Genomic DNA, 18,748 nt, shown 5'->3' on the forward strand with positions numbered 1-18,748 from the left:
TTCCTCGGTTATGTCGTCGCGCCGCTGTTCCAGGGTGCCGACCTGACCGCCAAAGACGCCATCACGCCCGCCTGGATGCAAGACGCCGGCAAGCCGCTGATGATTTCCCTCGAAGAGCAGAACCAGGTCGCCATGCGGGTTTCCGACAAGGGCCAGGCATTGTTCTTTGATATCGACACCGGCGCCGAACTGCGCCGCGTCGACCTGCCGATTCCGGCTGGCACCAGCGTGACCTCCATCGGTGAAGATCAACCTGGCCAGCCATTGGTGGCGGTGGGTTTGTCCAACGGTCAGGCGCTGGTGTTCCGTCACACGTATAAAGTCAGCTACCCGGACGGCAAGAAAACCATCTCGCCGGCCATTGAATACCCGTACGGCGAAACGCCAATCGTGCTGAACGAGGCGGGCGGCGCTCTGGAGCACGTCAGCCTCAACGCTGCCGATTCGACCCTGCTGCTGGCCGGCTCCACGGCTGCGCAGCTGCATGTCCTGTCGCTGACCAGCGAAGAAAACATGATGACCGGCGAAGTCACCAACGAGCAGAAGCGCGTTGAGCTGCCGCAAATGACCGAGCCGGTGAAGAACATCTTCATCGACCCGCGTCAGCAGTGGTTGTACGTGGTCAATGGTCGCGCTCAGGCCGACGTTTTCAGTCTGCGCGACAAGAGCCTGAACGGGCGCTACAAGTTGCTTGAAGACGGCAATGCCGAAGTAACCGCTATTACACAATTGTTGGGCGGTATCTCGCTGATCGTCGGTGACTCCAAGGGTGGTCTCGCCCAATGGTTCATGGCTCGCGACCCGGATGGTGAGCAGCGTCTGAAGCAGATTCGCACCTTCCAGATGGGCACTGCGCCGATCGTTGAAATCACCGCCGAAGAGCGTCGCAAAGGCTTCGTTGCCCTCGATGCGTCCGGCAAACTCGGCGTGTTCCACAGCACCGCTCATCGCACTTTACTGGTGGATCAGGTGGTCGACGGCCAAGGCCTTTTCGGCATGTCGCCACGGGCCAACCGCGTGATCGTGGAGCAGGGCGGCAAGCTGCAACCGTTGCTGCTCGACAACCCACACCCGGAAGTCTCGTGGAGCGCGTTGTGGAGCAAGGTCTGGTACGAGAACTACGACGAGCCTAAATACGTCTGGCAATCGACCGCCGCCAACACCGACTTCGAACCCAAGCTGAGCCTCTCGCCGCTGACCTTCGGTACCCTGAAAGCTGCGTTCTACGCGATGCTGCTGGCCGCGCCACTGGCCGTGGCCGCTGCGATCTACACCGCGTACTTCATGGCTCCGGGCATGCGTCGCAAGGTCAAGCCGGTGATCGAGCTGATGGAAGCGATGCCGACGGTGATCCTCGGCTTCTTCGCCGGCCTGTTCCTGGCGCCGTATGTGGAAGGTCATTTGCCGGGGATTTTCAGTCTGCTGCTGTTGATGCCAATTGGCATCCTGGTCGCCGGTTTCACCTTCAGTCGCCTGCCTGAATCCATCCGCCTGAAAGTGCCGGACGGCTGGGAAAGCGCGATCCTGATTCCGGTAATTCTGTTTGTGGGCTGGTTGTCGCTGTACATGAGCCCGTACATGGAAACCTGGTTCTTCGGCGGCGACATGCGCATGTGGATCTCCCACGACCTGGGGATTACCTACGACCAGCGCAACGCTCTGGTAGTCGGTCTGGCCATGGGCTTCGCGGTCATTCCGAACATCTACTCCATCGCCGAAGACGCCGTGTTCAGCGTGCCTCGCGGCCTGACCCTGGGCTCCCTGGCCCTCGGTGCCACGCCATGGCAGACCATGACCCGCGTGGTGATCCTCACCGCCAGCCCGGGCATTTTCTCCGCGCTGATGATCGGCATGGGTCGTGCGGTCGGTGAAACCATGATCGTGCTGATGGCCACCGGTAACACCCCGGTCATGGAAATGAACCTGTTCGAAGGCCTGCGCACCCTGGCGGCCAACGTCGCGGTGGAAATGCCTGAGTCGGAAGTCGGCGGCAGCCACTACCGCGTGCTGTTCCTCTCGGCGCTGGTGCTGCTGTTGTTCACCTTCGTCATGAACACCCTCGCGGAACTGATTCGTCAGCGTCTGCGCAAGAAATACTCGTCGCTTTAAGAAAGGTAGAAGTCTGTGAAACAGAACTCCCTGAATGGATGGTTCAAGAGCGGCGCCCCCGGCGTCTGGATCAGCGGTGGCGCGGTGTCCATTGCGGTCATCATGACCATTGGCCTGCTGGCGGTGATTGCCGTGCGCGGTCTGGGTCACTTCTGGCCGGCGGACCTGATCCACGCCAGTTACGACGTGCCAGGCCAAGCCAATCACCTCGTCATCGGCGAAGTGGTGCAGAAGGAAGAAGTGCCACGCGAGCGCCTGAAAAGCGCTGGCCTGCCGGTGCCCGATCAGGGCCCGGAGTTCATGACTCGCGAGCTGATCAAGGTCGGCAACCGTGATCTGAACGGCACTGACTTCACCTGGATTGTCGGCGAGTGGCTGACCAACCAGAAGACTCCACCCGAGCTGATGGCTATCGAGCGTCGCGAGTGGGGCAACTTCTACGGCTACCTGGTCAACGTTAAGCAGGACGGCAAAGTCATTGCTGAAGGCGAGGCCGCATGGCCTGAGTTGCAGACGCGCGTGGATCGCGTCAACCAGCTCGCCGCACAGCTCAAGACCCTGGAAAAGGTCGACATCGGCGCAATCAACGCCGGCCTCGAACGTGTGCGTCTGCACGGTCGCAAACTGGAACTGGCCGGCCGTCTCGACGCTGCCGCCCAAGCGGACCTCGAGTCCGAGCGCGCCGAGCTGAATGCGCGTTATCAGGAAATCGAAGCGCGCCTGAATGATCTGCATGCCCAATTCAACCGCGACAGCCTGACCGCTCGCGACGCAAACGGTAAAGAGGTCGAAATCGGCATCGGTAAAGTGGTTCACGCCTACCAGCCGAACGCCATGGGCACCTTCACCAAGATCGGCTTCTACTTCAGCAAGGTCTGGGAATTCCTCAGTGATGACCCGCGTGAAGCCAACACCGAAGGCGGGATTTTCCCGGCGATTTTCGGCACCGTGATGATGACATTGATCATGGCGATGATCGTGACGCCATTCGGCGTGCTGGCGGCGGTTTACCTGCGTGAATATGCGCGGCAAGGGCCGATGACTCGGCTGATCCGCATTGCAGTGAACAACCTGGCGGGTGTTCCGGCCATTGTTTACGGTGTGTTTGGTCTGGGCTTCTTCGTCTACGTGCTCGGTGGTTCGGTCGACCGGTTGTTCTTCCCTGAAGCATTGCCGGCGCCGACCTTTGGTACGCCGGGCTTGCTTTGGGCCTCGCTGACCCTGGCGCTGCTGGCGGTGCCGGTGGTGATCGTGGCCACCGAAGAAGGCCTGGCGCGGATTCCTCGCACCGTGCGCGAAGGCTCGTTGGCTCTCGGCGCGACCAAGGCAGAAACCTTGTGGAAGATCGTGCTGCCGATGGCCAGCCCGGCGATGATGACCGGGATGATCCTCGCCGTGGCCCGTGCCGCCGGTGAAGTGGCGCCGCTGATGCTGGTGGGTGTGGTGAAACTGGCGCCGTCGCTGCCGCTGGATGGCAACTACCCGTACTTGCACCTGGACCAGAAGATCATGCACTTGGGCTTCCACATTTATGACGTCGGCTTCCAGAGCCCGAACGTCGAAGCCGCGCGGCCGCTGGTGTATGCCACTGCATTGCTGCTGGTGCTGGTGATTGCCACGCTCAACTTGTCGGCCGTTTATATCCGTAACCATCTGCGCGAAAAATACAAAGCGCTGGATAGCTAAGTTAATGGGTCGCCGCTGTCCCTTGTGGGAGCTGGCTTGCCTGCGATGCGAACGACGCGGTGTATCAGAGGCACCGCAGTGATGCCTTCGCAGGCAAGCCAGCTCCCACAGGGACCGGCGTCAGACAGAGATTTTGAGTAAGCCGCTGGCCCGAACACCAAGCCAGCGGTTCAACGAACCGAATTTGTTAGCACAGGGGAGCCTCCCATGCAGCACGAAGCACACACTCACGGCATCAACATGTCGGCCTTGGGCCGCGACAAACAGAGCCTGAGCCTCGAGCAGGAAACCGTGGCCATCGAAGTACCGGGCCTGAGCCTGTTTTACGGCGAGAAACAAGCGCTGTTCGACGTCAGCATGAACATCCCGAAACAGCGCGTGACCGCCTTCATCGGCCCGTCCGGCTGCGGCAAGTCCACGCTGCTGCGCACCTTCAACCGCATGAACGACCTGGTGGACGGCTGCCGCGTCGAAGGCGCGATCAACCTCTACGGTAACAACATCTACCGCAAGGGCGAGGACGTGGCCGAGCTGCGTCGCCGGGTCGGCATGGTGTTCCAGAAGCCCAACCCGTTCCCGAAAACCATCTACGAAAACGTGGTTTACGGTCTGCGCATCCAGGGTATCAACAAGAAACGCATCCTCGACGAAGCCGTCGAGTGGGCGTTGAAAGGCGCGGCGCTGTGGGATGAGGTCAAAGACCGTCTGCACGAGTCGGCACTGGGCCTGTCCGGTGGTCAGCAGCAACGTCTGGTGATTGCCCGCACCATCGCCGTGGAACCAGAAGTGCTGCTGCTCGACGAACCGTGCTCGGCACTCGACCCGATCTCCACGCTGAAAGTCGAAGAGCTGATCTACGAACTGAAATCGAAGTTCACCATTGTTATCGTGACCCACAACATGCAACAGGCCGCGCGGGTTTCCGACTACACGGCGTTCATGTACATGGGCAAACTGGTGGAATTCGGCGACACCGATACCCTGTTCACCAATCCGGCGAAGAAGCAGACCGAAGACTACATTACCGGTCGTTACGGCTAGGAAGCTGTTGTTGCTCACTGAACTGACGCTGCGGTCCACCGCACCTTACCGGACGCTCCAAGGACGCCAACATGATTAGTAAAGAAGGCCTTACCCATCACATCTCCGCGCAGTTCAACGCTGAGCTCGAGGAAGTGCGCAGCCACCTCCTGGCCATGGGCGGGCTGGTGGAAAAGCAGGTCAACGACGCGGTGACCGCGCTGATCGAGGCCGACTCTGGCCTGGCCCAGCAAGTGCGCGAGATCGACGACCAGATCAATCAGATGGAACGCAACATCGACGAAGAATGCCTGCGCATTCTGGCTCGTCGTCAGCCGGCGGCGTCGGACTTGCGTTTGATCATCAGCATCTCCAAGTCGGTGATCGACCTGGAGCGCATCGGCGACGAAGCCACCAAGATCGCCCGTCGTGCCATTCAGTTGTGCGAAGAAGGCGAAGCGCCGCGCGGTTACGTCGAGGTTCGCCACATCGGCGACCAGGTGCGCAACATGGTTCGCGATGCCTTGGATGCGTTTGCCCGCTTCGACGCCGACCTGGCATTGTCGGTGGCGCAATACGACAAGATCATCGACCGCGAATACAAGACCGCACTGCGTGAACTCGCCACCTACATGATGGAAGACCCGCGCTCTATCTCACGGGTCTTGAGCATTATCTGGGTGCTGCGTTCCCTGGAGCGGATCGGCGACCACGCGCGCAATATCTCGGAACTGGTGATTTACCTGGTGCGCGGCACCGACGTACGTCACCTGGGCCTCAAGCGCATGAAGGAAGAAGTTGAAGGCACAAGTGCCGAAACCGCTAATGTTCCGGGCAAAGCTGACGATAAGTAAGACTGCCCCTAGGAAAGCGCCCGGCCCTTTGGCCGGGCGTTTTTGTTTGCGTGGCTTTCGAATTGAAGAATTGAAAAGCAGCACCCGCGAACGAAAAGTCCCGGCGTGACTGAAGAGTTTTGGCAAAGTGCCATCAGCCAGCGTTATGCTTGCCGGGATTTTTAAAGGGGTGTTGGATGAGCAAGATTAGTGTGTTGGTCGTGGACGATGCGGCGTTCATTCGTGACCTGGTAAAGAAGTGCCTGCGCAACTACTTCCCGGGAATCCGGACCGAAGATGCAGTCAACGGTAAAAAGGCCCAGGCCATGCTGGCCAAAGAAGCGTTCGACCTGGTTCTGTGCGACTGGGAAATGCCGGAAATGTCCGGTCTTGAGCTGCTGACCTGGTGCCGCGAGCAGGACAACCTCAAAACCATGCCGTTCGTGATGGTCACCAGCCGTGGCGACAAAGAGAACGTCGTCCAGGCGATTCAGGCCGGGGTTTCCGGCTACGTCAGCAAACCGTTCACCAACGAACAGCTGCTGACCAAGGTCAAACAGGCGCTGAACAAGGTCGGCAAACTCGACACCTTGATGAACGGTGCTCCGACCAAAATGAACTCGGCGTTCGGCAACGACTCCCTTAGCGCGCTCACTGGCGGCAAGGCAGCCGTGGTCGCGCCATCGGCGGCACCGGTCAACCCATTCGCCAGACCTGCCGCTGCCGCACCAGCCCCGGCAGCCGCACCGTCTCGCGGCCTGCTTAACAGCCCGCCGGTCAAGGCACCTGCTGCCTCCGCCGCATCGGCTGGCGGCCGTGGCCAAGGCCAACTGCGCCTGCCGAGCGGCACCCAGCAATGCGTGATCAAAGCCTTGAGCATCAAGGAAGCGCTGCTGGTGGTGAAACGCACCGACACCCTGCCGCAAGTCCTCGACAGCGCCGTACTCGACCTGGAGCAGGGCGACAATGCCGAAATCGCCCGTCTCAACGGCTATCTGCATGCCATCGTCGCCCACGAGCCGAAACCTGACAGCGAATGGCTGCAACTGACCTTCCGCTTTGTCGACCAGGATGCACAGAAGCTCGACTACATCTCCCGTCTGATCGCCCGTGGCACCGCGCAGAAGCATTTCGTACCGGGTGCGTAACATGTACCGCTGATCGTTCCCACGCTCTGCGTGGGAATGCCTCCCCGGACGCTCCGCGTCCGCTTCGGATGGGACGCAGAGCGTCCTTTGCTGCATTCCCACGCAGAGCGTGGGAACGATCATTTGAAACATCTGCCGACAACGCTGGTCCATTTCAGCTGCTAGGCTCCTTTCCAGGCCTTACTCGACAGAATCTTGCCCATGCTCGCGCGCCTGCTGTTGTTCTGTGGTCTGTTCATGGCCTCCACCTCGGTTGTGGCCATGACGATCTACAGGTCCACCAATGCCAGTGGCGTGGTCTCTTACAGCGACCGCCCCACCAAAGGCGCGAAGGTGTTCGTTTTTCGGGACCGGATGGTCGAGCGCCTTGAGCGGCAGGTGTACCTCGATATCAAGAAGCAGAGGGGCATGGACAGTGTGTTCGTGCGCAACGATCTGTATGCGCCAGTCGAGATCGAGCTGAGTTTTTCCGGGCTGAATAACGTCAGCGGCGCGCCGAGCCGACCGATCCGCCGGGTGATGCCGGCGCGCAGTAACCTTCGTCTGGCACTGCTCAAGGCGACGAAGGCCGGAAGGCCGCTGACGTATACCCCGAGGTTCGAATATTCCCTGGGCGACCCTGCAGGGTCCGCCATGGCCTATCGATATCCGTTGCCCTGGCGTGGTGGGCCGTTTCGGCTGAGTCAGGGCGCCAATGGCCAATATAGCCATTACGGGCCGAAGAACCGTTATGCGATGGACATTGCCATGCCCGAAGGCACGCCGATCATCGCGGCGCGCGGCGGGATGGTGGTGAAAACCGAAAATGGCCAGACTGGGCGCGGCAATGATCCGTCGGGCAACTTCGTGCGGGTGTTGCACGATGACGGGACCATGGGCGTGTACCTGCACCTCAAGAAAGGCTCGGTCAGCGTACGGGAAGGTCAGCGAGTGGTGGTGGGCAGTGCGCTGGCGCTGTCGGGTAACACCGGCAACAGCAGTGGGCCGCACCTGCACTTCGTGGTGCAGCGCAATACCGGGTTGGGGCTGGTGTCGATTCCGTACCAGTTCAATCAACCGGTAGGCGCGTTGCCCAATTTTGCGTTGGGCAAGCAGTGAGAGGTTGCCTGACCCAACGCCATCGCGGGCAAGCCCGCTCCCACAGGTCCTGGGCAAATCCTTGTGGGAGCGGGCTTGCCCGCGAAGGGATCGACGCGGATCTGGATCAGCGCATCAATCGAGCATCAACACCTTGGCCAAAACAATCTTCGGCCCTTTCATCTTCTTGATGATGATGCGCAAGCCTTCGACTTCCAGCACTTCTTCCTCTTCCGGCACCCGTTTCAGGGTTTCGTAGACCAGCCCGGCGAGGGTTTCGGCTTCGATGTGGTCCAGATCGATGCCCAGCAGGCGTTCGACCTTGAACAGCGGTGTATCGCCCCGCACCAGAAGCTTGCCCGGCTGATACGCGAGGATCCCGCGTTCGGCCTTGCGGTGTTCGTCCTGAATGTCGCCTACCAGCACTTCCAGCACGTCTTCCATGGTCAGGTAGCCGATGATGTTGCCGTCGGCTTCCTCGACCACAGCGAAATGCGAGCCGCCCTTGCGGAACTGTTCCAGCAGCTGCGACAGCGGCATGTGACGAGACACGCGCTCCAGCGGGCGGGTCAGTTCGGCGAGGTTGAACGACTCGGGAATGTGATCCAGGGCCGCCAGTTCCAGCAGCAAATCCTTGATGTGCAGCAGGCCGACGAACTCCTGGCGCTCACTGTCATACACCGGGTAGCGGCTGAACTTGTGGCGACGGAACATCGCCAGGATTTCCTTGAGTGGCGCGTTGAACTCCAGCGTCACCAGGTCTTCCCGGGAGTTGGCCCAGTCGACCACTTCCAGCTCGCCCATTTCCACCGCCGAAGCCAAAACGCGCATGCCTTGGTCGCTCGGGTCCTGGCCACGGCTGGAGTGCAGGATCAGTTTCAGTTCTTCACGGCTGTAATGGTGCTCGTGATGCGGGCCGGGTTCACCCTGGCCGGCGATTCGCAGAATCGTGTTGGCACTGGCGTTGAGCAGGTAAATGGCCGGGTACATGGCCCAGTAGAACAGGTACAGCGGCACCGCCGTCCAGAGCGACAACAGCTCGGGTTTGCGGATGGCCCAGGATTTGGGGGCCAGTTCGCCGACCACGATGTGCAGGTACGAAATGATGAAGAACGCGGTGAAGAACGATACGCCCTTGACCACTTCGGCGGACTCTACGCCTACAGCGCTCAGCACCGGTTCGAGGAGGTGAGCGAACGCCGGTTCACCGACCCAGCCAAGGCCCAGGGAGGCGAGGGTGATACCCAGCTGACAGGCAGAGAGGTACGCGTCGAGCTGACTGTGAACGGTGCGCAGAATGTGTCCGCGCCAGCCGTTTTTATCAGCGATGGCCTCGACCCGGGTCGAGCGCAATTTGACCATGGCAAATTCCGCCGCAACGAAAAAGCCGTTGAGCAAAACCAGGATCAGAGCAAAAAGAATCATGCCGAAATCGGCGAAGAGTGTCGCGAGGGTCAAGCCAGGGGATGGGTCCATGATGGAGTTTTGCGGGTTCCGTGTATTCGAAAGGAAAGAAAAAAGTGCGCCTGAAGGGCAGGCACAAGTCAGCCAATGTAGCGGCTGACTGAGTGATTGCCTAGTGGCGAGTGCTGGCCGGTATCAGTCGGTAGTGCTGATGACCTGAGATTTAGTCACCTGCGCCGGGGCGAAATGGCAGGTAAACGTGCTGCCATGGCCCGGCACACTGCTGATTTCCATACGTGCCCGATGGCGCAGCAACACATGTTTGACGATGGCCAGCCCCAGCCCGGTGCCGCCGGTGTTTGAGTTGCGGCTGGAATCGACGCGGTAGAAGCGTTCAGTCAGGCGCGGCAAGTGTTTGCTGTCGATGCCGATCCCCGAATCCTGCACGCTCAGGTGTGCGCCTTGATCGTCACCCCACCAGCGAATGCGGATATTGCCCTCGGCCGGGGTGTACTTCACTGCGTTGAACACCAGGTTTGAAAACGCGCTGCGCAATTCGGCTTCGCTACCCTTGAGCAGAATCGTCGGGTCGGCTTCCAGCGTGATCTTCTGGTTACGCTGAGCGGACAGTTGCTGTGCGTCACTCTTGATCGATTGCAACAAGCCGTCGATGGCCACTGGCTGGTTGTCCGAGGGGTAGTCGGTGGCTTCAAGCTTGGCCAGCAACAGCAAGTCGTTAAGCAAGGTCTGCATGCGCCCGCCTTGCTGCTGCATCTGCTGCAGGGCACGGGTCCAGCGTGGGTTCACTTCCTCGACGTTGTCGAGCAGGGTTTCCAGGTAGCCGCAGATCACCGTCAGCGGCGTGCGCAGCTCGTGGGACACGTTGGCGATGAAGTCTTTGCGCATCTGTTCCAGCTGATGGATACGCGTCACGTCGCGCACCAGCATCAAGTGTTCGTTGTTGCCGTAGCGGGTGATGTACAACTGAATACGCAGGCGATCATTGATCGGCGAAGGAATTTCCAACGGCTCGGCGTAGCTGTCCTGCTCGAAGTATTCCTTGAAGCGCGGATGGCGTACCAGGTTGGTCACGGGCTGGCCGCTGTCCTGAGGGGTCTTGAGGCCCAGCAGGGTTTCGGCGGCGCGGTTCCACCATTCCAGGTTGCCGTCGCTGTCGAGCATGATCACCGCATCTTTCAGCGCAGCGGTGGATTCCTGAACCCGGTCGATCACCGCTTGCAGGCGCCCGCGCACCCGTTGGTCGCGGCGTTGCAGGTGGTAGATGCTGTCGAACACTTCACCCCACAGGCCGTAGCCGTCGGGAGGTGCTTCATCGGGTTGGTGCTGGCGCAGCCATTCATGCAAGCGCAGCAACTGCTTGAGGGTCCACGCCAGGTAAAGGCCCAGGCCCACGGCGAGGCTCCAGCCGTAGTAGCCGGAAATCAGGCCGATCACCAGGCAGGCGGTGACCAGCAACAGCATGTGGCGAATCAGGGTGCCATGCCAGTTTTGGTTCACGGAAAAATGCGTCCTTGTCAGCGAGTCTGGCGGTCGGCTCAGGCCTTGGTGGAAAACCGGTAGCCGGTGCCGCGCACGGTTTGTACCAGATTTTCATAGGCATCGCCGAGGGCTTTGCGCAGGCGACGGATGTGCACATCGACCGTGCGCTCTTCGACATAGACATTGCCGCCCCAGACCTGATCCAGCAACTGGCCGCGGGTGTAGGCACGTTCCTGGTGGGTCATGAAAAATTGCAGCAAACGGTATTCGGTCGGGCCCATCTCGGCAGGCTTGCCGTCGATGGTCACGCGGTGGCTGATCGGGTCCAGCAGCAGACCGCCAACTTCGATCGGCGATTCGCCATCGGTCGGGCCGGCGCGGCGCAGCACGGCTTTCAGGCGCGCCACCAGCTCTCGTGGGGAAAATGGTTTGGTGATGTAGTCGTCAGCGCCGACTTCCAGGCCCTGGATCTTGTTGTCCTCTTCGCCCTTGGCGGTGAGCATGATGATCGGGATATCCCCGGTCAGCTCATCGCGCTTGAGACGGCGGGCCAGTTCGATGCCGGAAGTGCCGGGCAGCATCCAGTCGAGCAGGATGAGGTCCGGTTTGCGGTCGACGATAATGGCATGGGCCTGCTGCGAGTTCTCCGCCTCCAGGCAGTCATAGCCGGCCATTTCCAACGCAACGGCGATCATTTCGCGAATGGGCGCTTCGTCGTCGACGATCAGAATGCTCCTGCCAACCATGCCTTAATCCTCTTGTCATTTAACTGTCTTGCGCCGCATTAGATAACGGAATTATTGCAGTCGTGTGACAGTATTTTAGCTGTCCTGCGATTGGCGTGATCCTGAACTAAGCTCTAAGTCCGAATCCTGACAACCACAAAAGGAAGGTTTCCATGACATCGCACACTTTTTCCTTCAAAACCCTGATGCTGACCACTGCCTTGATTTTTCCGACGATGGCTTTCGCCGCCGAACCGGCGATGATGAAAGGCGACATGATGGTCGACCACAAGGGTATGACCGTTTACACGTTCGACAAGGACACCGGCGGCAAGTCGATGTGTAACGATGATTGTGCCAAGAACTGGCCACCGATGATGGCCCCGGCAGGCGCCAAGGCCGAAGGCAAATTTACGCCAATCAAACGGGATGACGGCACGATGCAATGGGCTTATGACGGTAAGCCGCTATATACGTTTATGAAGGACGAAAAACCTGGAGAAATGAAGGGTGACGGCATGAAAGATGTCTGGCACGCCATCACCAACTCCGGACCTAAGAAGTAAGCGAGTTCAGGAACCACAGCCTCGTTCCCTTAGGAGCGAGGCTTGCCCGCGAAGGCGTCAGTCGCTTCAGCGCTGCGCGTAATCCAGCACAATCCCGACAAAAATCGCCAACCCCGCCCAATGGTTATGCAAAAACGCCTGGAAGCAGCGCATCCGGTCCTTGCTGCGGGTGTACCAGAACTCCCACGCAAAACAACCCGCCGCCGCCAGTAGCCCGAGGTGGAACCAGCCGCCAAGCTGGAATTTCGAACCCGCCAGCAGCAGGCACCCCAATGCCAATCCTTGCAGGGTCAGAATGATCACCCTGTCCGCGTCGCCAAACAGAATCGCTGTGGATTTCACCCCGATCTTCAGGTCATCGTCGCGATCGGTCATGGCGTAATAGGTGTCGTAGCCCACGGTCCACAACAGGTTGGCGATCCACAACAACCAGGCCGCCGCCGGCAGTTCACCGGTTTCGGCGGTGAACGCCATCGGCATGCCCCAGGAGAACGCCGCGCCCAGCACCACTTGCGGGTAATAGGTGTAACGCTTCATGAATGGATAGGTGAATGCCAGGGCCAGGCCGCCCAGCGACAGCCACACAGTCGTCGCGTTAGTACACAGCACCAGCAGGAAACTCACGCCCATCAGCACCGCGAAGAACACCAAGGCTTCTTTCGAGCTGATCTTGCCGCTCACCAGTGGCCGCTGTTCGGTGCGTTTCACGTGGCCATCGACCTTACGGTCTGCCCAATCGTTGATCACACAACCGCCGGCACGGGTCAGTACCACGCCGAGCACGAAAATCACGATATTGGCCAATGAAGGCGAACCTTCACCGGCAATCCAGAGTGCCCACAGCGTCGGCCACAGCAGCAAATAAATGCCGATCGGCTTGTCCATGCGAGTCAGCTGAATAAAATCCCAGGCCCGAGGGTTCAAGCGGTTCAGGGACTTGAGCAGGCTCTGGTACATCAGCAATTCTCCGGATGGGCGCGGGTGGCGTTCCACAAGGTCGGCAGGAAGATCTCGGCCACCAGCACGCTCAAGGCGCCGCGATCGAAACGCGAGCGTCGACCCCACAGTTCAGGCGCCTGGGCATCGATCGGCAACCATGCTTGAGGATAGTGACAAACCTCAATGGCCCGGCGCTGGAATGCCTGATCACAAAACAGCAATTCGCCCAGAGAGCGGCTGCCCAATTCATCCATATGCAATCCGTCGCCCTGCAACGCACTACGCGCCGCCACGCTGCGAGCAAACACCCAGGCTTCACCATGGCCGCGCAGATACACCTCGCGCACCCAGCCTTCACTGCCTTCGGCCAGTTCCAGTGCAGCGCATTCGTCGGCGCGCAGCGATTGCCAGCCTTCGAACAGCGGCGTGACGCTGAAGCCATCATTCGACAGGCGGATCAAGCGCCGGGTCAGCGACCCTTCATCGAACAGCCAATCGAGCGTAGACGTGTCGGGGAGGGGCGTCAGTTGGCTTCGAGAGAGCCAAATCGGTGTCGCGGAGGGGGATTTTGAGTGCGGCACAGTGAGTCATTATTGGCAGCAAATGAGGCGGCGAGCTTACCATGTCAGGCACCGATATTGATTGATCCCGCCTGCCGTTACGCCGAACAGGCTTGCATCTGCCGGGCCCGATCAGTACAAAACGCCCCTGAGCCGGACGGCAACACTTTACCGATCGACCGTTCGCGCCGGCAAAAGCCTGAATCCTGAGGAAGTACCTGAATGAAAAAGTGGCAATGTGTGGTCTGCGGCCTGATTTATAACGAGGCCGAGGGCTGGCCGGACGACGGCATTGCGCCGGGCACGCTGTGGCAGGACGTGCCGGAAGACTGGCTGTGCCCGGACTGCGGCGTGGGCAAGATGGATTTCGAAATGATCGAAATCAACTAAGAATCCAAGGAGTAAGGGAATGAACGCACCTGTCGTGATCGTCGGCACTGGGCTGGCTGGCTACAACCTGGCCCGGGAGTTTCGCAAACTCGATGGCGAAACCCCGCTGCTGTTGATTACTGCAGATGACGGACGCTCCTACTCCAAGCCGATGCTCTCCACCGGCTTCGGCAAGAATAAAGACGCCGATGGCCTGAGCATGGCCGAACCGGGCGCCATGGCCGAGCAATTGAAAGCCGAAGTGCGCACCCACACGCGCATCAGCGGTATCGATCCGGGCCATAAACGCCTGTGGATCGGCGAAGAAGCGGTGATCTACCGCGACCTGATCCTGGCGTGGGGCGCGGAAACGGTGCGGGTGACGATCGAAGGCGACGCGGCGGATGCCGTTTTCCCGATCAATGATCTTGAAGACTACGCACGCTTTCGCGCGGCTGCGGCCGGCAAGCGTCGGGTATTGCTGCTGGGCGCCGGTTTGATCGGCTGCGAATTCGCCAACGATCTCATCCTCGGTGGTTACGAGGTGCAACTGGTTGCACCGTGCGAACAGGTCATGCCGACCTTGCTGCACCCAGCGGCGGCCGCTGCGGTCCAGGCCGGCCTGGAAAGCCTGGGCGCGCGCTTCCACCTCGGGCCGGTGCTCAATCGCCTGCAACGAGTGGCTGATGGCCTGGAAGCGCATCTGTCCGATGGCCAGGTCATCCCGTGCGATGTGGTGGTGTCGGCCATTGGTCTGCGTCCGCGCATCGACCTGGCGGCCGCTGCCGGGCTGCAGGTCAACCGTGGCGTGGTGGTCGACCGTCAGCTGAAAACCTCTCACGCCAACATTTATGCCTTGGGCGACTGCGCCGAGGTCGATGGGCTGAATCTGTTGTACGTCATGCCCCTCATGAGCTGTGCGAGAGCGCTGGCCCAAACCCTCGCCGGCAACCCTACAGCAGTGAGTTATGGCCCGATGCCAATCACCGTGAAAACCCCGGTCTGCCCATTGGTGGTTTCGCCGCCGCCACGGGGCGCGGAGGGCGTCTGGACGGTCGAAGGGCAGGGCGCGGACATCAAGGTGTTGTGCCGCGACAGCGCCGGCAAATTGCTGGGCTATGCCCTGACAGGCGCGGCGGTGATGGAAAAACTCGCTCTGAACAAAGAGCTTCCGGCCTTGCTGGCGTAAATAGCGGTCGTTCTGTCGGAATCACCCCGCTTTTGCTCCCACAAAGGTCGCGGGGAGACTGGCGCCGCTCTAAAGCGCGTGCCATTCTCACTCCCGTCTGCCGCAGAGTAGAGCACCTGCGGCGCCTTAGGCGCTGTTCCAACGAGAACAGCACGGACATAACAACAAAAAACCGTCAAAGGGGCTTCACTAATGCGTAAACCAGAACTCGCCGCTGCAATCGCGGAAAAAGCAGACCTCACCAAAGAACAGGCCAACCGCGTTCTCAACGCCGTTCTCGAAGAAATCACCGGCGCTCTGCACCGCAAAGACAGCGTCACGCTGGTGGGCTTCGGGACCTTCCTGCAACGCCATCGCGGTGCACGTACGGGCAAAAACCCGCAGACCGGTGAGCCAGTCAAAATCAAGGCCAGCAACACTGTTGCGTTCAAGCCAGGCAAGTCGTTGAAAGACAGCGTTAATCCGTAACACGCACCGACTTCCCGCATAGCGGGTTAGCGGGATAAAAAATGGGCACGCCAACGAGGTTGGGTGCCCATTTTTTTTGGTTCTTCACGGCCTTGTGCTGGGCTTTGCGCAGGATGCGCCGACTCAGTTGACTGATCCACCCAGGCCTGCTTTCGCCCGTTGCATCAGTGACGCGCCCCTCGACCGACCAGCGGTCAAAGCACCTCTTTTGCAAGCAACGTCGCCGAACTGGTCGAAAACAAACTTCTAGAAACCTCGCAAGCTGAAACGTATCAGCTTCAGAAAAATATCAAGTTATGCACAAATGCATTTTTTTCTTGACCCGGAAGATTGAGTCTCTTAAAGTTAATTCGCTGTATGCATATACAGTATTTTTTTGATCGAATATTTATTCGAATCCATTCATGGACGAGGTAATCCCTATGAAAAGCAACACTGAAAAATTCGGCAAAACGCCCGATCAATCCAGCCTCTGGACCCGCGCTGATGCGTTGAAAGTCCGTGCGGACGATCCCACCACCACTCAGCCGCTGGTCAGCGCGGAGTTCCCGGTATTGAGCAACGAAGTGTTCATCTGGGACACCATGCCGCTGCGCGACTTGGACGGTAACGTGACGTCCGTCGATGGCTGGTCGGTGATCTTCACCCTGACTGCCGATCGTCATCCAAACGACCCGGAGTACATCGACGAGAACGGCAACTACGACATCACCCGCGACTGGAACGACCGCCACGGTCGGGCAAAGATGTACTACTGGTTTTCTCGTACCGGCAAGGACTGGAAACTCGGCGGCCGTGTGATGGCTGAAGGGGTTTCGCCGACCGCTCGCGAATGGGCCGGTACGCCGATCCTGTTGAACGACCAGGGTGAGGTGGACCTGTATTACACCGCTGTCACCCCGGGCGCGACCATCGTCAAGGTGCGGGGCCGGGTGGTGACCACCGAACATGGCGTCAGCATGGTTGGCTTCGAGAAGGTCAAGCCGCTGTTCGAGGCCGACGGCAAGATGTACCAGACCGAAGCACAGAACTCCTTTTGGGGCTTCCGTGATCCATGGCCATTCCGCGACCCGAAGGACGGCAAGCTGTATATGCTGTTCGAGGGCAACGTGGCCGGCGAGCGCGGCTCGCACAAGGTGGGCGAAGCGGAAATTGGCGATGTGCCGCCGGGTTATGAGAACGTCGGCAACTCGCGCTTTCAGACTGCCTGTGTCGGCATCGCCGTGGCCCGTGACTCGGACGGCGACGACTGGGAAATGCTACCGCCGCTGCTGACCGCTGTGGGGGTCAACGACCAGACAGAACGTCCGCACTTCGTGTTCCAGGACGGCAAGTACTACCTGTTCACCATCAGCCATACGTTCACCTATGCCGACGGTGTGACCGGGCCGGACGGGGTGTACGGTTTTGTCGCGGATTCGCTGTTCGGCCCTTACGTGCCGTTGAACGGTTCCGGCCTGGTGCTGGGCAACCCGTCCTCTCAGCCGTTCCAGACCTACTCGCACTATGTGATGCCCAACGGCCTGGTGACCTCCTTTATCGACAGCGTACCGACCGATGCAACCGGCACGCAGATTCGTATCGGCGGCACTGAGGCACCGACGGTGGGCATGAAGATAAAAGGGCAGCAGACGTTCGTGGTGGCCGAGTACGACTACGGCTATATCCCGCCGATGCTAGACGTCACGCTCAAATAATAGCGATACATGGCTTTCAGGCAGCGGGTTTGAGGTCGATGAAAAAACCGTTGTGGATATGATCGAGATATCCCGCCTGATTCACTGCGACGTTGATCGCAAGCCCCATTGAATAATGTGTAGTAACAGCCCTTCGTTACTGGCTGCAAGGATGCAGCCAGTAACTGGTATCTTCCCTCCGCTACCGTCTCCTGTTCGTCAGGCCAGCATTTTGTCTTGCGTTTCCTTCAGATTCGCAGTCTCCCGCGACACCCTTGCCTCTGGCTAACACCCCCTCCTGCGGGGTGTGTAAAGGGCTTCTACCTCCAAGTCATCCAACTCACCACCACAGTGAGCCAAACAGCGCCAGTCACGGCGCTATTCGCCATGCCTGGTGCGCCAATAAAAAGGTTCTTCACGGTTTTCCGGGAAGAACCATTTTTTATGGGGGCGGAGTACTTTCTTTCCTGGTGGATCAACTGACTCGGCTTTGTTTCCTGGCGAGAATCGCCGCCATCTCCGGCTCATCCAGATGATCCAGCGCTCGTTCTACCAACAAATGCGCGCCATCGGCCATGCGGCTGAGCGCTAGGGCTACAGAACGGTGTGGGCCGTTGCCTTTGTTAGCAATCAGCTTGTGCGCCACATAATAGTAGTCTGAAGTCATGTGAGGCTCCAGATCTCTAAGTGAGTTGAGTGCTTGAATGAAATCGCCTGAAAGTGTTGGCTGTAACATCAGTGAATAGATAGTTTCTCTGCTTTCATTCGGACCTAATTCAATTTTTTTAAGTTTTTCCAGTTGATAGTTGTTTTTCATGCTGGCTCGGTTAGCTCGAGTCTGATCTCATCAATCATTCCTCAGGATAAATTTTCAGTTTGCTATTGTCCGTAAGTATTTCAAAAATGGTTAGGGAGTCATCGGTGTGATTGACCTCATAAAATCTTTCCGTGAAGGTGTTTCGCCATATCTTTTCAGTGATCGAAGTGATTTTATCGGCATTGTATTTGTAAGTGGTTTCGAAGTATTCTCCCGTGTTGTTCAAACAGTAATACCCTATAGCTTTGTTATTCAGAAACTTAATAAGGGAAACCGAGTCAAGGTTGGCCTCTAGGTTGCCGTTGAGCTCACTGCCGAATGTAAGCTCAAGGATTTGATCGGCCTCATGCAAAAAAAACTTTCTATAAACAATCCATTGCTTTTTAATTGTTACGTATTTCGCAAATTTTAACTCACCTATTATTTTGTTGTCTTCATTTAAGAAATAACATTGCCTATTTTTGGCTGGCTCGGAATCTTTTTTTAGAAAACGTCCAGGCTTACATCCCTGGAGTTCCGACATATAGGGGGCCGGCGAATAGGAAGGCATGATCCCCATGCCCCAGATTGTCGTTTTGTAGTTTTTCTCCATAGACGATATAAGCTCTGAATATTTATCCTTATATTCATTGAGTCGTGCATATAAAAAGTCCTTCATGGAG

At 58.7% G+C, this 18,748-nt stretch carries 18 protein-coding genes; 11 read left to right on the forward strand and 7 right to left on the reverse strand.

The window, feature by feature from the left end:
* The first annotated feature begins 75 nt into the window (after positions 1–75).
* From KGB18_RS01030 to KGB18_RS01055, 6 genes are all read left to right on the forward strand, one after another.
* A complete protein-coding gene (locus KGB18_RS01030) occupies positions 76–2,109 on the forward strand; it encodes an ABC transporter permease subunit (protein ID WP_223569327.1) in 2,034 nt (677 codons plus the stop codon).
* 15 nt (positions 2,110–2,124) lie between these two features.
* Complete coding sequence (gene pstA, locus KGB18_RS01035) at positions 2,125–3,795, forward strand: phosphate ABC transporter permease PstA (protein WP_123720153.1); 1,671 nt, start codon at positions 2,125–2,127, stop codon at positions 3,793–3,795.
* A 207-nt stretch (positions 3,796–4,002) separates the two neighbouring features.
* Positions 4,003–4,836, forward strand: a complete 834-nt coding sequence (gene pstB / locus KGB18_RS01040) for a phosphate ABC transporter ATP-binding protein PstB (protein WP_123720154.1) — start codon at positions 4,003–4,005, stop codon at positions 4,834–4,836.
* Positions 4,837–4,907: 71 nt separating this feature from the next.
* Positions 4,908–5,669, forward strand: coding sequence for a phosphate signaling complex protein PhoU (phoU, locus tag KGB18_RS01045; RefSeq protein WP_007896483.1), 762 nt, complete (start codon positions 4,908–4,910; stop codon positions 5,667–5,669).
* A 176-nt stretch (positions 5,670–5,845) separates the two neighbouring features.
* On the forward strand, positions 5,846–6,796 hold the full coding sequence (locus KGB18_RS01050) for a response regulator (protein WP_201061148.1): 951 nt from the start codon (positions 5,846–5,848) through the stop codon (positions 6,794–6,796).
* Between the two features lie 201 nt (positions 6,797–6,997).
* Entirely contained in the window at positions 6,998–7,894 is an 897-nt protein-coding gene (locus tag KGB18_RS01055) for a peptidoglycan DD-metalloendopeptidase family protein (RefSeq protein ID WP_223569256.1), read from the forward strand.
* Between the two features lie 114 nt (positions 7,895–8,008).
* On the opposite strand, the gene KGB18_RS01060 is transcribed toward KGB18_RS01055, so the two are convergent.
* The 3 genes from KGB18_RS01060 to phoB all read right to left on the reverse strand — a co-directional run bounded on the left by KGB18_RS01060 (position 8,009) and on the right by phoB (position 11,523).
* Positions 8,009–9,349, reverse strand: a complete 1,341-nt coding sequence (locus tag KGB18_RS01060) for a hemolysin family protein (RefSeq protein ID WP_201061150.1) — start codon at positions 9,347–9,349, stop codon at positions 8,009–8,011.
* Between the two features lie 123 nt (positions 9,350–9,472).
* Positions 9,473–10,759 (reverse strand): phosphate regulon sensor histidine kinase PhoR, encoded by a 1,287-nt coding sequence (gene phoR / locus KGB18_RS01065; RefSeq protein ID WP_207189003.1) that lies wholly within the window; start codon positions 10,757–10,759, stop codon positions 9,473–9,475.
* Between the two features lie 74 nt (positions 10,760–10,833).
* Positions 10,834–11,523, reverse strand: a complete 690-nt coding sequence (gene phoB, locus KGB18_RS01070) for a phosphate regulon transcriptional regulator PhoB (protein WP_008007735.1) — start codon at positions 11,521–11,523, stop codon at positions 10,834–10,836.
* Positions 11,524–11,675: 152 nt separating this feature from the next.
* Between phoB and KGB18_RS01075 the strand changes: the two genes are divergently transcribed.
* A complete protein-coding gene (locus KGB18_RS01075; RefSeq protein WP_223569257.1) occupies positions 11,676–12,068 on the forward strand; it encodes a hypothetical protein in 393 nt (130 codons plus the stop codon).
* A 66-nt stretch (positions 12,069–12,134) separates the two neighbouring features.
* Here KGB18_RS01075 and ubiA read toward each other — a convergent pair whose 3' ends face one another.
* Both ubiA and KGB18_RS01085 read right to left on the reverse strand, forming a co-directional pair.
* Positions 12,135–13,025 carry a 4-hydroxybenzoate octaprenyltransferase gene (gene ubiA / locus KGB18_RS01080; protein ID WP_201061152.1) on the reverse strand — a complete coding sequence of 297 codons (891 nt, stop codon included), beginning with the start codon at positions 13,023–13,025 and terminating at the stop codon, positions 12,135–12,137.
* The gene (locus tag KGB18_RS01085) at positions 13,025–13,588 is read right to left on the reverse strand and encodes a chorismate--pyruvate lyase family protein (RefSeq protein WP_223569258.1); all 564 of its coding nucleotides are present in this window, start codon (positions 13,586–13,588) and stop codon (positions 13,025–13,027) included. The genes ubiA and KGB18_RS01085 overlap by 1 nt, the downstream gene beginning before the upstream one ends.
* Positions 13,589–13,789: 201 nt before the next feature.
* Here KGB18_RS01085 and KGB18_RS01090 point away from each other — a divergent pair, with 201 nt between their 5' ends.
* The 4 genes from KGB18_RS01090 (at position 13,790) to KGB18_RS01105 (ending at position 17,290) form a co-directional block, all read left to right on the forward strand.
* Positions 13,790–13,957: a rubredoxin gene (locus tag KGB18_RS01090; RefSeq protein WP_186611382.1), complete on the forward strand. Its 168-nt coding sequence runs from the start codon at positions 13,790–13,792 to the stop codon at positions 13,955–13,957.
* 19 nt (positions 13,958–13,976) lie between these two features.
* Complete coding sequence (locus tag KGB18_RS01095; protein WP_223569259.1) at positions 13,977–15,125, forward strand: NAD(P)/FAD-dependent oxidoreductase; 1,149 nt, start codon at positions 13,977–13,979, stop codon at positions 15,123–15,125.
* A 192-nt stretch (positions 15,126–15,317) separates the two neighbouring features.
* On the forward strand, positions 15,318–15,593 hold the full coding sequence (locus KGB18_RS01100) for an HU family DNA-binding protein (RefSeq protein ID WP_003213368.1): 276 nt from the start codon (positions 15,318–15,320) through the stop codon (positions 15,591–15,593).
* Positions 15,594–16,015: 422 nt separating this feature from the next.
* Entirely contained in the window at positions 16,016–17,290 is a 1,275-nt protein-coding gene (locus KGB18_RS01105) for a glycoside hydrolase family 68 protein (RefSeq protein ID WP_223569260.1), read from the forward strand.
* A 454-nt stretch (positions 17,291–17,744) separates the two neighbouring features.
* On the opposite strand, the gene KGB18_RS01110 is transcribed toward KGB18_RS01105, so the two are convergent.
* Positions 17,745–18,086: a DUF6124 family protein gene (locus KGB18_RS01110; RefSeq protein WP_223569261.1), complete on the reverse strand. Its 342-nt coding sequence runs from the start codon at positions 18,084–18,086 to the stop codon at positions 17,745–17,747.
* A gap of 34 nt (positions 18,087–18,120) precedes the next feature.
* On the reverse strand, positions 18,121–18,744 hold the full coding sequence (locus KGB18_RS01115) for a hypothetical protein (protein ID WP_223569262.1): 624 nt from the start codon (positions 18,742–18,744) through the stop codon (positions 18,121–18,123).
* Positions 18,745–18,748: the final 4 nt, after the last annotated feature.

Source organism: Pseudomonas sp. BF-R-26, assembly GCF_019947395.1.
GTDB lineage: Bacteria > Pseudomonadota > Gammaproteobacteria > Pseudomonadales > Pseudomonadaceae > Aquipseudomonas > Aquipseudomonas farris.